The organism is Photobacterium makurazakiensis, assembly GCF_050336715.1.
GTDB lineage: Bacteria > Pseudomonadota > Gammaproteobacteria > Enterobacterales > Vibrionaceae > Photobacterium > Photobacterium makurazakiensis.
Map to the genome: position 1 here is coordinate 50,437 of NZ_JAKJSJ010000016.1, position 14,371 is coordinate 64,807.

The following is a 14,371-nucleotide window of genomic DNA, read 5'->3' on the forward strand; positions in this document are numbered from 1 at the left end:
CTTTCCATTCACTGTCGAGAATAAAGACACACACTGCATATACAAAAATAGGAGGACAAGCCTCCTATTTTATAATTCATTCCGCGCTATGCTAAACGGCATTCTAATGGACGAATCCTAACAATTTTTATTCGGTGCTTCTTCTTCAACTGTATATGACAAAGCTCTAAGATTAAGCCAAACACCATGGCAAAATACACGTAACCTTTATTTATGTGGATAGCAAAGCCTTCTGCCATTAACAGTCCACCTAACAGCATCAAAAATAATAATGCCAGTATTTTAAAGCCAGGGTACTTCATCACCAGATTGTTAATCTTCTCTGCCGTGAAAACCATGACGATTGCCGATGAGATAATTGCGGCAATCATAATCGGGATCTCACTCGTTAACCCCACAGCAGTGATCACTGAGTCCATCGAGAATACCGCATCGACGGCCACTATCTGCAATAGCACAACGGCAAGGCCCGTTCTTACGTGAGTCGAGTGTCCGGTTTCAGCATGCATCAACCAGCCCCATAACTCTTTAAAACTTTTAGCCAATAAGAATGCACCACCCGCGATCATAATCAGTTCCTGTCCCGTTAATGACACTCCAGCAATAGTCAGTAGCGGTTGAGTTAAAGACATGAGCCATGAAATCGAAAAGACCAAAGCGATTCGAGCTATCACAGCTAAACCAATACCCAAATTTCGCGCGAGTTTACGTTGCTCTACAGGCAGTCGTTCACAGAGAACAGAAATAAACACGACGTTATCAACACCAAGTATTACCTCAAGCGCAAATAAGGTTGCGAATATTGCCCAAGTTTCTGGTTGTAGGAAAAGCTCTATCATGATGAAGCTTCCATTGATTGGAAGCGCGGGGAAATACACAGTCGACTAAAGGGGTCGTCCATTAATTTTTATACCTCTATAACTTAGATTTGTGCAGTAAATCATCAAAACCTCGCCTTAGCAATAGCCATATTTTCAGCACGATGCAATGCACGATTAGACCTCGAAGCATTCTACACTCACTACAAGCCACCCTTAACGTATAACATTGATAGTTAAAGGTAAACCATCAAAACCTTATCGTACAAACTGCATAGATCACTAACGATTATCATCAAATAAAATTTAATGTTTTATACAAGAGGTAGGCAACACAGCCATGTAATGAGAGGGCCAAAGAATGCTGCTAGCAATAAATGGCAGAATTTGATTCTGCTTAAAATTGAGTAAGAGGGTTATTGAAAGTCACGCAAATAGCTAAAGCTATTTACATTGTAAATACGCCTCACCTTATGGGCTTATTTTTACGCCCAAGCGCCTAAAGCCATCTTCAATTAAACGGGTTAACTGTTCGCGGAACCATATCTGTGCAGGTTCGCGGTGAACCCGTGCATTCCAATACAGATAAATATCTGGCGCAGGCAATTCCTGGAGCTCAATAATATGAAAATCTTGAGGAGACGTAGCACATGTATCAACCACCAGCCGATTAAAAAACGCGACATGATGACCCTGCCGAATCGATTCCAACGCAATATTGAATGAACTTGTACACATAGTAACCTCCCGCTGGAGTCCCTTTTTTCGTATGATTTCATCGAGCATATTCTCTCCCACCGCCCCTGGTGAAATCCGAATATGTGGATAAGCAATGACATCTTTCAAGGACACCTGATCACGTTTCGCCAACGGATGCTGCTTGGCAACTATCGCTGAAAACTGTGATTTAAAATAGCATTTACCGTGCACACCTGGCGGTACTTCACCTAGCCCTCCAAGTGCTAAATCAATTTCTCCAGATTCCAATGCAGAAAAAATATCTTTCGGCCAATCTAAAAAATCCAAACATAAATGCGGTGCTCTTTTAACAACATCATTAATCAACGTCGGTAACAGATGGCTTAGTGTTGCATCTTGGGTGCAAAATCGAATGACCCCCTCCGCCAATGCCGGATTAAAATTACGCTGATAAATATCACTGTCGAGTTGACGCAGAAGCTCGATAAGAGGCACTACCAGCTGCTCACCTAAAGGGGAAAGTACCATCCCTTGTTTGCTTTTAATTAACAGCGGATCATTAAACTCAAGCCGTAACTTCTGTAGGTAGTAGCTCATGGTAGCCTGACTAACCCCTAAGATTTCTGCTGCTCGGCTAACATGGCGCTGCTCAAGCAATACCGTCAGATACACCAGCAGATTGAGATCTTTTTTGACAAGCTTAGAGAGTAATGATGTCTGCATGGTTACCCTTTCATCATAGTTATCGAATATTTCGATACATAATATAGAAAACACTGTATTTAAGTAGAGCTACTTTGACAATACTATAGTGCCCATATTTAACTCAGCAAACGGTTATTAGCCCTGTGAATAAAATCGCCCTGCTCATTTGTACCTCTTTGTTAACCGCCTGCTCTTATAATACAGCACCTGTTGTTGGCAACCACGGCAAAACACAACTCGAATACGAGCAAGATCTCGCTGAATGTCAGCAAAAAACCAAAGAGGTGGATAAGGGGGAGGCAGTGCGGACAAGCGCGACGAATATGGCCCTTATCGGTACCGCTGCTGGTGCCGTTGGCGGATTATTCAGTGATGGCGTCGGTGTGGGCGAAAGTATGATTTTTGGGTTAGCACTCGGCGCAGGTACAGGGGCTGCCGTAGGCTCGGTTAAAGCAACCCAGACCCAGTCTTTAGTATTGCGTCGCTGTATGGAGCTTAAAGGTTATGAGATCCTTGATGCAGAAGCTGAGGATCTAGCCAATATCGACATGGCACCAGAGTTAGAGGCTAACGACGGCAGCAAACAGCAATTAGCGGCTAACAACTCCGTATCTCAATCATCTCTGTAATGTAAAAAGATCGTATTTATCCCCATTAGCATCCATTCACCATGCTATTGGGGTGTTCTTTTCATCCTTCCTTCAAACTTCTCAACTAGAAAATCCACCAATAACCTTAGCCTCTTAGGAATGAGCTTCCGCTGCGGGTATACCAAATTAACAGGTACCAACGGCATCTCCCAGTCAGGCAATAACTTGGTCAAACGCCCACTAGCAAAATGCTCGCGACAAATAAATTCAGGTAAAATCGCAATACCCAACCCGTCGAGACAGGCATCGACTGACGACGTGATGGTATTAACCCTAAGTCGATAAGGTAAATCAATGCTCACCGTGTCACCAGATTGCATCAGATGCCAGTTGGGTAGTTTTACGGCTTGGTTATGGATCTTCACTTGATGATGAGGTGGCTTGAGATCGGCGGGGCTGGTAACCATACCATATTGTTCAAGGTAAGCAGGGCTTGCCGCCAACACTCGGCTTGATGCCGCTAAATGTCGCGACACTAACGTCGAGTCACCCATTTCCCCCACCTGAGCATACAAATCAATTCCTTCGCCAATAATATCGACTTCTCGGTTGGTAAGTTCTAAATGAATCGTGACATCAGGGTATAACTTCAGAAAGTCATTAAGATACTGTCCCAGCACTTGCTGCCCTAACTCAACAGGCATAACAACACTCAGTCGTCCACGTACCAAATCTTGATTCGCTGTTACCTCAAGTTCAGCTTGCCCCATAATTTCTAGCACTTGGCAGCATGATTGATAAAAAGACTCGCCTTCAGGCGTTAACACTAAACTGCGTGTCGAACGCGTGATCAAGCGCACACCTAAATGCTGCTCAAGCTCAGCAACTTTTCGGCTCACAGTCGATTTAGTCATACCAAGGATTTCAGCCGCCTGAGTAAAGCTTCCACAATCAACAACTTGTGAAAATACAGTAACCGCATTCAAATCCATCTCTTGTTAACACCCCTCTATTAGTAAGATTTCTGCAACAGTGTTTTCATTTATTCCTATCTTATCAACCAATCTAATTCATTTACACTTTGTTACACAAATAGAATGAAGTCCATTACAAGTGTAGAAGAGTGTCATGACAGCAAATCACACCTCCCCAGAAGCAGCACCACGCCGTAATAAAAAGAAAGCGCCATTAATCGCTACCTTAATCATGCTTTCGCTAGGCCTAGCGGGCGGTGGTTATTGGTTCGGCTACGGACAATATTTTGAATCAACCGATAATGCCTATTTACAGGGCGACATCACCAATATCAGCCCTAAGGTAGCAGGCTATATCATCGAGTCATATGTCGAGGATAACCAGCAAGTTAAAGCCGGTGATCTACTCGCGAAAATTGATGACCGTGATTTTATCGCTGCAGATGATCAGGCTAAAGCTAAGCTGGCCGTCAGCCAAGCTGCTATTGATAATCTCAAAGCCCAACAGCAATTACAGCAAACCAAAATTCGCCAATCCAAAAGCCAAATCGCCTCAGCACAAGCAGAGTTTGAGCGTGCCCAACAGCAAGTTACCCGTACTCGCAGCCTACTCAAGCGTAACTATTCATCACAAGATGAGCTGGATAGCATGATTTCTCATATGAAAGTGACCCAAGCCCAACTCGATGAAGCCATTGCAAGCCAACAAGCTGAGACCGATCAACTGGCTGTTATCGCCAGCCAAATTACTCAGGCTAAAGCGTCAGTGACCGAAGCCGAAGCACAACTGGAACAAGCTGATCTCAATGTGAGTTACACCAACATATACGCCCCCGTCGATGGTATCGTCGGCAAACGCAGCCTACGCGTTGGCTTATATATTCAACCGGGTATGCCATTAATGAGCTTGGTGCCAACGTCGGATGTATGGATAGAAGCCAACTTCAAGGAAACCCAACTCGGTGGTATTCACCAAGGGCAAAAAGTCGATGTCGAGCTGGATGCATTCCCAGGCCAAACGCTTGAAGGGGTTGTAGACAGTTTCTCACCAGCGACAGGCGCAAAATTTGCCCTACTACCGCCTGAAAATGCGACCGGCAACTTCACCAAAATTGTCCAGCGAGTACCGGTAAAAATCACCCTCACAGTGCCAGAAGCAATTGAGGGCCGCCTGATCCCAGGGCTATCAGTGGTCGCTACTGTCGATACCCGAGGCTGAGCCCATGAGTACAGCAGCAACTCAACCTGCATCTGCACCAGTGGAAGAGACCGTAGTGCCTCGCCGTCATTGGATTGCGTTGTTTGGCGGCCTAATTGGCGCATTTATGGCGATCTTAGATATTCAGATCACCAACTCCTCACTCAAAGATATACAAGGGGCACTTTCAGCAACTCTGGATGAGAGCTCGTGGATATCAACCTCATACCTCGTTGCTGAAATGATAGCGATCCCACTCAGTGGCTGGCTATCTAAAGCTTTAGGTAAACGTCGCTACCTAACTTGGACCACGGTAATCTTCACCCTCTCCTCATTGCTGTGCTCTTTTTCATGGAACATGACGTCCATGATTGTATTCCGGGCTTTGCAAGGATTTAGTGGCGGGGCACTGATCCCACTAGCCTTCTCTTTGGTTGTCCAGCTCTTACCAATACAAAAGCGCGCCGTAGGGATGGCCTTGTTTGGGATTACTGCGACCTTTGCCCCTTCTATCGGCCCAACCTTCGGCGGCTGGTTGACGGAAAACTTATCTTGGCACTACATTTTTTATATCAATATCCCGCCTGCTATCTTGCTGATTGCGATGGTCCGCTATGGTCTCGACGATGAACCACTCAACTTGGCTGCCCTGCTTAAAGCTGACTGGTTTGGCATCATCACCATGGCACTCGGATTAGGCTGCTTGGAAGTGGTATTAGAAGAAGGTAACCGCGAAGAATGGTTTAGTTCATCCTTCATCGTCATCCTTGCGATCATCTCTGGGGTAAGCTTGGTGTATTTTGTGATTAACGAACTTCAGCACAAAAAACCACTGGTTAACTTAAGGCTATTGAAGAATACTCAGTTTGCGATGTCCTGCTTAGCGTACTTGATCTTAGGTATGGCACTGCTGGGTTCCATCTATGTTTTGCCACTATATTTGACCCAAATCCAGCAATATAACGCGATGGAAATTGGTGAGGTCTTAATGTGGATGGGCTTCCCGCAGTTGCTAATTTTCCCATTAGTTCCCAAGCTCACCAACATCATCAAGCCCAAATACCTTGTGACATTCGGCTTTGCTATGTTTGGCCTAAGCTGCTTTGTGAATACCCATATGTCAGTTGACTTTGGTGGGCAACAGCTGATCTTATCTATGCTGTTAAGAGCTATCGGCAGTCCGTTCATTATGGTGCCATTGTCATTGGTCGCGATGAAGAACATCAGTAAACATGACACGCCTGATGCCTCGACGCTCACCAACGTGATGCGCAATCTCGGTGGTGCTTTTAGCATCGCGATAATTGCAACGTTGCTTGATAACAAAACCCGTGAACATTTAGCGCACATTAAAGAGTCACTGCCAAGTGTTAGTACCAATGCTTGGCAACAGCTACTGCAACAAAGCCAGTTTTTTGTCCAATCCGGTAGTGATGCCAATACTGCCATGATGCAGGCTCAAGCTAGCTTAGTGGCAACCATGCAGCGCGATGCAGCAATCATGGCGTATAACGATGTATTCCTTATGATGACAGGGTTTCTTGCTGTTGCAGCCGTGATCATCCTGACCATGCGTGACTAGTAACCTCTAATCCTCACCAGCTCGCCTAACCAATGTTAGGCGAGCACTGTGTCCTTATTTTGATGTTATATGTCTTTATATTTGTAATAAGCCACAACAAAAATGCATAAAATTCTCCCCATCAAATGCAGAGGAGAATCAACATGAACCGACAAAACATCAGCGTCGACATTAACGAATCGCACCCCGCTTACCAATGGGCAAAACGCCAATCAGACTCAGTGAATGCTATGGGGCATATTGGCACCCACATTGATTGCTACACTAGGGTGCCAGCAGAAACAAAGTACCGTACATCAGTTCATATCATCGACTGCTCACAGGCCATGCCAACGTTAGAGCAAATCGAAGGTCTCGATTTAGCCGGTAAATCATTGGTGCTGTATACCAGCAACCTAGAACAAAACGGCTACGGTAATCAAAATTATGGGGCTCAATCGACCGTACTCGATAGCGACGTACTTGATGCCGTTCTAGCAAAATCCCCGGCATTTATCGTCATTGATAGTTATGGTATCGGCGCACACGGTGATGAACATATTTCATTTGATAAGCGCTGCGAGCAGAACACTTGCTTCGTCATCGAGAATGTCTGCCTTACAGAAGCCATGCTGAAGACAATGATTTCATTAGAGATCAGCTTCGATGCCTCTTCAACTTCTACCGGTAAGCGCTGTGATGTTATCGCTTTAAGCCATGAACAATAAGGGCGGCATTATGTCGATTGACTGTAAGATCTTAGAGCTCGCTTATCTCAACACCAGAACACTTTGCCTAACTCTGCAAGCAACAAGCGATTTTAAGTTTCTTGCAGGGCAATATGTCATGCTTGAGCTGGATAAAGGGCAAAAACTTCCCTTTTCCATAGCTTGTGCGCCGACACCTAACCACGAATTTGAAATTCACCTCGGTGGTATCACCGCACAAAGTGAGCTCGCCAGCCATGTGGGCTGGTTACAGCAGTGCTTTAAGAAGGGTGAAAGTATCCGTGTCGATGAACCTGCAGGCCATGCTTGGCTCCGACCAGTTAGTGATAAAACGGTATTTATCGCTGGAGGATCAGGCTACACCTATACCCGTAGCCTGCTTCAAGAAGCATTGAAACACGCACCAGATAGTGACATTACACTATACTGGGGCGCATATAGTGAGGATGACTTATATGAAAACGACTACCTAAACGAGCTGGCAGCATCACACACTGGCTTTACGTATATTCCAGTCACGGAGACCAAATCTGTCACCCAGCAAATTCGTCAAGGGAAGCTACTCGATATCGTCAACAAGGAATGTGACTTTAGCACGTTACCCGATACGTACATTTGCGGGCGTTATGAAATGGTACAAACCGCTTTCGCTGAGCTCAAAAATAGGCACCACCAACTCAGCATCTACTCCGATGCCTTGCCTGCTGAGTAAATGCCTTTACTGCTTAGTTAGTGATACCCTAACCCTAAGCTCGCATCTAGGCATTAAAAAGAGGCACTTATGGCGGTTATCGACAGATCAACCCAATTCAATGCCGATGACATCGACAACGATGTTGTCGGCATTGCCGCAACAATTGGTTCCCATGACTCAGGTATGCACTGTCATCAAAAAGGCCAGCTACTCTTTGCCGCCTCGGGTTGTATGTCGATATCATTGGAAGGAGCCAGATCGATTTTGCCACCAACCCGTGCAGCATGGATCCCTGCGGGAACAAACCATTATGCAAAAATGAGCAATGTAGTGGCTTACCGTTCTCTCTACTTCGATACCAAGCTGTGCCATGCATTGCCGGATACGGTAACCATCTTTACCATCAACCCATTGCTACGCGAGTTGATTGAACGCATGGCGTTTTGGCGATGGGATAAGCCTAAACACCAACAAACCACCACCCTTGCCCTATTCATTGAAGAGTTACAAAGTGCCCAGCAAGTCCCTATGACGTTGCCGTTTCCGCAAGACCGTCGACTCAGTAGGTGGTTGTCCGGGATCATAGATGAAGATGAGCTTCCCCCACCACTAAAGGAAGTCGCCACCCAAGTAGGTGCCAGTGAAAAAACCATTACCCGAATTTTCAATAAAGAAACAGGGATGCCTTATCAGTCATGGCGTCAACAATGGCGGCTATTTGTGGCTGTTAAACTGTTATCTGAAGGCAAAAGCGTGGCAGATATCGCTTCTTATTTAGCGTTTTCAAGCGATAGCGCGTTTGTGGCATTTTTCCGCCAACAAACAGGAGAAACACCGGGCAAATATATGTAACCTTAAGATATCAACCGATGAAGGAAATACATCATGGATGCTCTCACTATTGCCCAACTTGGCAATCCCATACTGCGTCAACAGGCCGCAACATTAACACCAAGCCAATACCAAAACTACGCGCCATTCTTTGCCGAACTTGAAAAGACCATGCTTGACCATAACGGTGTAGGAATTGCGGCGCCGCAGGTGAGCGAGTCTGTCCGTGCTTTCATTGTGGCCTCAAGACCAAACCCGCGCTACCCCAGCGCGCCAATGATGGCACCGACCCTGATGCTCAACCCTGAAATCATATGGCAAAGCGAAGAGACTGAAAAAGACTGGGAAGGGTGCTTAAGTATTCCTGGCATGCGTGCCAAAGTCAGCCGCTCCACCCATATCGATGTGCGCTACCACGCCCTAGACGGCAGCGTGATCAACAGCAGAATGGAAGGTTTTATTGCTCGTATCTTCCAACACGAGCTCGACCACCTCAACGGCATAGTATTTCTCGACCGCGCCGATTCAAAAGACTATGTCACCGAAACTGAGTTTTTGAAGTTGATTAATTAAAGGCTGTTGGTCGCTTCCTGTCTCAAAGCGAAGAATGTTAGACACCCTTGACCCGTCTACAAGTGTAGGGTTGATAATACCCGCCGCTTTAAAGGAGGGCTCATATGTCACATTCTATACTATCGACGTTCAAAGCGACCATCCAGCCAGTATTCAAACCGGCAATGGCAGCTTTTGACGCTATCCCTAACCATCTTAAAGGGATCTTACTTGCTTTAGTTTCGACTGGGCTCTTTGTCGTCGTCGGGGTACTGGTGAGGATGCTCAGTGACACCATCAGCACCTTTCAAATATTACTGTTTCGCCAAGTCGTATTCCTCGCAATTTTAATGCCAGCGATTAAGGCCAATATCCCAATATTGCTAAAGCCCAAGAAGGTCAAGCTGCACTTGCTGCGGATCACTGGTGCCTTCTTCGCCTTATACCTAGGCTTTGTGACCGTCAGTAATATCCCGCTTGCAGATGCCAAGGCAATTGGCTTCCTGCAGGTACTTTTTGTTGCTTTGATTTCGAGAGTATTCCTCTCAGAAGTCGTCACGGCATCGCGCTGGTTTACGATATTAGTTGGCTTTATTGGTGTGATGCTCATCGTTCAGCCCAACTTTTCCGATGCATCCTTTCGTTATATCACCCTTGGCGCACTTGGCTCATTGGGTGCCGCAACGGCTGTGGTGTGTGTCAGGAAAGTCGCCCTAACCGAGCCTAGAATTACCTTATTGGCTTATCAAGCCATCTTTGTCGGGTTGTTAGCGTTATTGCCAAGCCTTTATAGCTGGCAATGGCCGACAGGGCATGAGCTATACCTATTAATACTGGTGGGAGTGATATCATCGGTTGCTCAATGGTTCGGCGTCTCGGCATACAAATGGGGAGCGGCAAATGTCATTGCCAATGTTGAATACATCAGTATTCTTTACTCTATTACGCTTGGATATCTGCTATTTTCAGAAACGCCTAATTCTTTAGCATTTTTGGGAGCTGCAGTGCTTATCATCAGCGTTATCGTCCCTCACCTATACAATACTGTGAAAACCAAATGTTCGCGCTAATGAAAAAGGACTCAATACCATGCTAACAGTGACTGCACTAGCAAAACGGTGCAAGGTATCGCGTACCACAGTACTCTATTACGAAAGGGCGGGATTATTGCAGCCAGCCCATCGTGCTGGCAACGGATACCGCTACTATGGTGATAAGGAGATCAAACGGTTAGAAACAATCTTATCCTACCGCTCGTTCGGTGTATCGGTCGAAGAAATCGTGCCATTACTTGAGACCCAATGCGAACAAAGCCAGCAGCAGCTACTACATGATCAATTCAATGCATTGGAAGGCGAAATACAGCGGTTACGCAAACAACAGCATGCCATCGTTGCAACGCTGAACCAGCCGTCACTGTTGGCACCGGGAATGCTCACGAAAGAACGCTGGGTAGCCTTACTCGCAGCCTCTGGTATGAATGAGGACGATATGACCAATTGGCATATCCAATTTGAGAAAATGGAGCCCAACGCCCATCAACAATTCTTAGAATCGCTGGGGATTGATGACGATGAAATAACACATATCCGTCGCTTGTCATAACGTGCCCCTGCTCACCCAATATATAGTTTAAACACGTTTATTCGTCCGAAAATCAGCTATAAAAAAACACGGCAGCGATTCGGGTAGAATAACTGCCGTGCTTTATATACATCAAAAATATAAAGCTAAAACCTAGCTTTACAAGTCACAGGGATTAGATACCTAGTGCTTGACCGCCACCGATTTGAAGTGTTTCAGCAGTGATGAATGATGCGTCTTTACTAACAAGGAAAGAGATTGCAGATGCAACTTCTTCAGGCTGGCCAAGACGACCAAGCATGATGTTGTAAGCCCAAAAAGCAAACACTCCGGGCTTAGTGCCAAGAAACAATCTGCTCCATGTCGCGGCGAGTTTTAGCAAACGCTGGTTCATCGGCACGGTAACCGAAAGCAACCATGACTGCTGGCTTATAATTTTTCGAATCGACACCGAAATGTTCTTCCAATACCGCCATTGTCTTATCGATCTCAAAACCCTCGATTGGACAAGAATCTACCCCCATCAGGGCCGCAGCTGTCATCATATTCCCTAGCGCAATGTAAGACTGACGTGCAGACCATTCGGTGATCTGCTCATCTTCAATCTTAAAGTCATGCTCTTGGAACTTCTGGAATGCTTGGTTGATAAAACCAATCACCTCTTCTGGCAACTGCTTCACTTCTTTCATAAAGTTTTGCTGATAATCTGAGTTGTGCTTCATGGTCGCCTCAGTGTGTGCTAGCAGGATCACAAAGTGGCTCGCAGTGCCAAGCTGACCAGCCGAACCATTAAATGCACCGTTTGCACCCCACGTAAACTCACGGAACAACTCACGCTTTTCTGGCGATTGCACAACAAGGATCTGCCAAGGTTCAAAGCCAAACGAGCTTGGTGATAAGCGCGCAGCTTCCAAAATTGTATTAAATTCGTCGTTACTTATTTTCGCTTCAGGATTAAATACTTTAGTCGCATGGCGAAGCTCGAAAGCATCAATAATTTGGTTCTGAATTGCTAGCTGTTGGTTTTGATCTTTCATTGTCGTTAATCCTGTCTCGAATTGATGAGGCAAGAATGCAGGAGCAGCGCTGCAAGATAAATGCATAAAAAAGCCAATGATTATGGAATAAATCAACCATAATCATTGGCTTCATAAACAGTACACTGCTATCGATTTAATCCGATTCGCTTACACCTTAAATTGCTTCACCGTTGCATTAAGCGTTTCTGATAAATGGGCTAGTTCCTGGCAAGACTCTACTGCACGCATTGTTATATCGTAGCTTTCTTGTGAAATCGTATTGACTGTAAGCATGTTTTTGTTCACTTGCTCTGCCGTCACGCTCTGCTCCTCTGACGCACTGGCACTTTGAGTGTTCATATCGTTGATTTTAGATATGGAATTCGAAATCGCACCGAAAGCATCGCCTGATTGAGCCGCAGAGGTAATGGTTGATTGAAGCAGATCAGTACTTTGTGCCATACTACTCACCACCTCCTGTGTTCCTTGCTGAATCCGTTCTATCAAATTTTGAATCTCGGTAGTAGACTCTTGTGTTCGTTGCGCTAGCACTCGCACTTCATCAGCAACAACGGCAAACCCCCGACCTTGGTCCCCAGCTCGAGCAGCTTCAATCGCCGCATTCAAGGCCAAAAGGTTGGTTTGTTCAGCTATCCCACCAATAACATCAAGGATCTTGCCGATATTATTGGTTTCATCGACAAGGTGCGATAACTGGCTGGACGTATGATTAATCTCACCATCTAACTTATCGATATTACGCACAGTACCGTCAATCACACCACTTCCTGTTTCTGCTTCCTGATCTGCCTCATTAGCTACCTCTGCAGCGGTAATGGCATTCTGAGCAACCTCTTGTACAGAGATCGACATTTGGTTCATTGCAACCGCTATTTGATCGGTCATACTCAGTTGCTCTTTCGCACCATTACCTGTTTTATCAAGCGTCTGGCTTAGCTGAGCCGCAGACTCGCTCAATTGATAACTCGTCGTCGCTATATTGCCAATCATCTGTTTTAGGTTATCGGTAATTGTTTGCATCGCTTCAAGCAATGTACCAATTTCATTTTTGCCTGTTTTACCGATTTGAAGACTGAGATCCCCTTCCGCCAATTTTTTAGCATATACCACGGCCTGATCAATCGGCTGAGTAATGCTTCTTGAAACCAGGTAAGCAAGCAAGAAGGTCAACAGCAGGGTCACACCACCACCGTATAGAATGGCATTATTCGCCAGTAAAGCAGAAGAACGAGAAGCGGTTTCTCTACTCACCATCAACGCCTGCTCAACCGCGATAATGTCATTAACTTGCTGACGCAAACTATCCATATATAGCTTGCCTTTTTTACCCTCTAATTGGGTATAAAGATCAGCCATTACTCTATATTGATTGGCTTTTCGAACGAGGTTAATCGCAATTTCGGCGTAGCTTTCAATCCATGAATCAATATTAGCAATCAACTGAGTACCTGTAATAATTGAGCGGTATTGTCCAATTACAACTTTTCCAGCTTGATAGGGTTCAAGAAACGACTCTTGGTGATTCAACATAAATCCCCGAAGCCCAGTTTCCATATTAATCATTGCATTGAGGATCTCATCACCGGTAGCTCCTAGCGTCATTAAGACAATTTCACCGCGTAACCCATCCATTTTTTGCTTACCGATACCTGAAGCGATCAATTCGTTAAGCTCACTATTTACCGCTTCCCCATTTCGTATATCATTTCGCAATGCAATGATCTCTTCTGCATAGACCTGCCAGCGCTCGGCCTGCTCTGCAACGTCATTAAAGCGCCCCTGTTGAGCGGGGTTATCACTCGTTAGCTGTTTTGCCATCGTCAAATATTGCTGAAAGTCTTTCTTGCCCTGAAAATACGGCTCCAAATAATCTTCCTGCCCGGCTATGGTAAACCCACGCAAGCCAGTTTCCTGATCAACCATCGCGCTCACCAGCCCTTTACTCTGTCGAATAACATTATGAGTATGCTCAACCCAGTGAGATGTTTTCCCCATAGTCGAAATGGCATTAAAAACGACAACCATCAATCCAAGTAGTAATAGTGAAAGAATAGAATTGCTCGCAAACAAACGTCCACGAAGTGATATATTTGAGATATCCATTTCCCGTATTCCAAAAAATAAACTTATACGGTTAAGACTAGTCAACCAATTAGTACCTCTCTAAATTTAATTCATCATGAAACCTTGAAAATAAACAGTTCAAAAGGAGAGATACATTATTCCCAAAAACAAATGAAACGAATGCAACAATAATTAATGAAATATAAAACTTTATTATATTAACTATTATTACAGTTTAACTCTAAATAGGTACGCGATAACAATAACATTTATAGGACTCACCACCTAGATAGTGACCTGAAAATAAAATCGAATACTGAATAATCAATGGAA

15 protein-coding genes are annotated in these 14,371 nt (G+C 45.1%); 9 read left to right on the forward strand and 6 right to left on the reverse strand.

Features of this window, described 5'->3' with window-relative positions; all coding sequences use genetic code 11:
* Positions 1-86: 86 nt before the first annotated feature.
* Together L4D09_RS08035 and L4D09_RS08040 are read right to left on the reverse strand one after the other, a co-directional pair.
* Entirely contained in the window at positions 87-839 is a 753-nt protein-coding gene (locus L4D09_RS08035) for a TerC family protein (protein ID WP_428456970.1), read from the reverse strand.
* A 450-nt stretch (positions 840-1,289) separates the two neighbouring features.
* Entirely contained in the window at positions 1,290-2,240 is a 951-nt protein-coding gene (locus tag L4D09_RS08040; RefSeq protein WP_428456971.1) for a LysR family transcriptional regulator, read from the reverse strand.
* Between the two features lie 125 nt (positions 2,241-2,365).
* Between L4D09_RS08040 and L4D09_RS08045 the strand changes: the two genes are divergently transcribed.
* Positions 2,366-2,851, forward strand: coding sequence for a glycine zipper family protein (locus tag L4D09_RS08045; RefSeq protein ID WP_428456972.1), 486 nt, complete (start codon positions 2,366-2,368; stop codon positions 2,849-2,851).
* A gap of 44 nt (positions 2,852-2,895) precedes the next feature.
* Here the strand turns inward: L4D09_RS08045 and L4D09_RS08050 are convergent, their stop codons facing one another.
* The gene (locus L4D09_RS08050) at positions 2,896-3,804 is read right to left on the reverse strand and encodes a LysR family transcriptional regulator (protein ID WP_428456973.1); all 909 of its coding nucleotides are present in this window, start codon (positions 3,802-3,804) and stop codon (positions 2,896-2,898) included.
* 136 nt (positions 3,805-3,940) lie between these two features.
* Here L4D09_RS08050 and L4D09_RS08055 point away from each other — a divergent pair, with 136 nt between their 5' ends.
* The 8 genes from L4D09_RS08055 to L4D09_RS08090 all read left to right on the forward strand — a co-directional run bounded on the left by L4D09_RS08055 (position 3,941) and on the right by L4D09_RS08090 (position 10,955).
* Positions 3,941-5,005, forward strand: coding sequence for an HlyD family secretion protein (locus tag L4D09_RS08055; RefSeq protein WP_428456974.1), 1,065 nt, complete (start codon positions 3,941-3,943; stop codon positions 5,003-5,005).
* Positions 5,006-5,009: 4 nt separating this feature from the next.
* Positions 5,010-6,566 (forward strand): DHA2 family efflux MFS transporter permease subunit, encoded by a 1,557-nt coding sequence (locus tag L4D09_RS08060; protein ID WP_428456975.1) that lies wholly within the window; start codon positions 5,010-5,012, stop codon positions 6,564-6,566.
* 143 nt (positions 6,567-6,709) lie between these two features.
* On the forward strand, positions 6,710-7,273 hold the full coding sequence (locus L4D09_RS08065; RefSeq protein WP_428456976.1) for a hypothetical protein: 564 nt from the start codon (positions 6,710-6,712) through the stop codon (positions 7,271-7,273).
* 10 nt (positions 7,274-7,283) lie between these two features.
* Positions 7,284-7,985: a ferredoxin reductase domain-containing protein gene (locus tag L4D09_RS08070; RefSeq protein WP_428456977.1), complete on the forward strand. Its 702-nt coding sequence runs from the start codon at positions 7,284-7,286 to the stop codon at positions 7,983-7,985.
* 69 nt (positions 7,986-8,054) lie between these two features.
* Complete coding sequence (locus L4D09_RS08075) at positions 8,055-8,819, forward strand: AraC family transcriptional regulator (RefSeq protein WP_428456978.1); 765 nt, start codon at positions 8,055-8,057, stop codon at positions 8,817-8,819.
* A 33-nt stretch (positions 8,820-8,852) separates the two neighbouring features.
* The gene (gene def / locus L4D09_RS08080; RefSeq protein WP_428456979.1) at positions 8,853-9,371 is read left to right on the forward strand and encodes a peptide deformylase; all 519 of its coding nucleotides are present in this window, start codon (positions 8,853-8,855) and stop codon (positions 9,369-9,371) included.
* Positions 9,372-9,535: 164 nt separating this feature from the next.
* On the forward strand, positions 9,536-10,420 hold the full coding sequence (locus L4D09_RS08085) for a DMT family transporter (RefSeq protein ID WP_428457042.1): 885 nt from the start codon (positions 9,536-9,538) through the stop codon (positions 10,418-10,420).
* Positions 10,421-10,439: 19 nt separating this feature from the next.
* Positions 10,440-10,955 (forward strand): MerR family transcriptional regulator, encoded by a 516-nt coding sequence (locus tag L4D09_RS08090; RefSeq protein ID WP_428456980.1) that lies wholly within the window; start codon positions 10,440-10,442, stop codon positions 10,953-10,955.
* Between the two features lie 154 nt (positions 10,956-11,109).
* Here the strand turns inward: L4D09_RS08090 and L4D09_RS08095 are convergent, their stop codons facing one another.
* The 3 genes from L4D09_RS08095 to L4D09_RS08105 form a co-directional block, all read right to left on the reverse strand.
* A complete protein-coding gene (locus L4D09_RS08095) occupies positions 11,110-11,286 on the reverse strand; it encodes an SDR family oxidoreductase (protein WP_428456981.1) in 177 nt (58 codons plus the stop codon).
* Positions 11,270-11,971 carry an NAD(P)H-dependent oxidoreductase gene (locus tag L4D09_RS08100; protein ID WP_428456982.1) on the reverse strand — a complete coding sequence of 234 codons (702 nt, stop codon included), beginning with the start codon at positions 11,969-11,971 and terminating at the stop codon, positions 11,270-11,272. Before L4D09_RS08100 ends, L4D09_RS08095 begins: the two co-directional genes overlap by 17 nt.
* Positions 11,972-12,121: 150 nt before the next feature.
* Positions 12,122-14,077, reverse strand: a complete 1,956-nt coding sequence (locus L4D09_RS08105; RefSeq protein ID WP_428456983.1) for a CHASE3 domain-containing protein — start codon at positions 14,075-14,077, stop codon at positions 12,122-12,124.
* Positions 14,078-14,371 lie beyond the last annotated feature (294 nt).

Excerpts from the sequence above, each read along its gene's own strand:
- L4D09_RS08085 (WP_428457042.1), top strand. The coding sequence starts at position 9,536 with ATGGCAGCTTTTGACGCTATCCCTAACCATCTTAAAGGGATCTTACTT.
- L4D09_RS08065 (WP_428456976.1), top strand. The coding sequence starts at position 6,710 with ATGAACCGACAAAACATCAGCGTCGACATTAACGAATCGCACCCCGCT.
- L4D09_RS08075 (WP_428456978.1), top strand. The coding sequence starts at position 8,055 with ATGGCGGTTATCGACAGATCAACCCAATTCAATGCCGATGACATCGAC.
- L4D09_RS08035 (WP_428456970.1), bottom strand. The coding sequence starts at position 839 with ATGATAGAGCTTTTCCTACAACCAGAAACTTGGGCAATATTCGCAACC.
- L4D09_RS08090 (WP_428456980.1), top strand. The coding sequence starts at position 10,440 with ATGCTAACAGTGACTGCACTAGCAAAACGGTGCAAGGTATCGCGTACC.
- L4D09_RS08055 (WP_428456974.1), top strand. The coding sequence starts at position 3,941 with ATGACAGCAAATCACACCTCCCCAGAAGCAGCACCACGCCGTAATAAA.
- L4D09_RS08105 (WP_428456983.1), bottom strand. The coding sequence starts at position 14,077 with ATGGATATCTCAAATATATCACTTCGTGGACGTTTGTTTGCGAGCAAT.
- L4D09_RS08060 (WP_428456975.1), top strand. The coding sequence starts at position 5,010 with ATGAGTACAGCAGCAACTCAACCTGCATCTGCACCAGTGGAAGAGACC.
- L4D09_RS08040 (WP_428456971.1), bottom strand. The coding sequence starts at position 2,240 with ATGCAGACATCATTACTCTCTAAGCTTGTCAAAAAAGATCTCAATCTG.
- def (WP_428456979.1), top strand. The coding sequence starts at position 8,853 with ATGGATGCTCTCACTATTGCCCAACTTGGCAATCCCATACTGCGTCAA.
- L4D09_RS08100 (WP_428456982.1), bottom strand. The coding sequence starts at position 11,971 with ATGAAAGATCAAAACCAACAGCTAGCAATTCAGAACCAAATTATTGAT.
- L4D09_RS08070 (WP_428456977.1), top strand. The coding sequence starts at position 7,284 with ATGTCGATTGACTGTAAGATCTTAGAGCTCGCTTATCTCAACACCAGA.
- L4D09_RS08050 (WP_428456973.1), bottom strand. The coding sequence starts at position 3,804 with ATGGATTTGAATGCGGTTACTGTATTTTCACAAGTTGTTGATTGTGGA.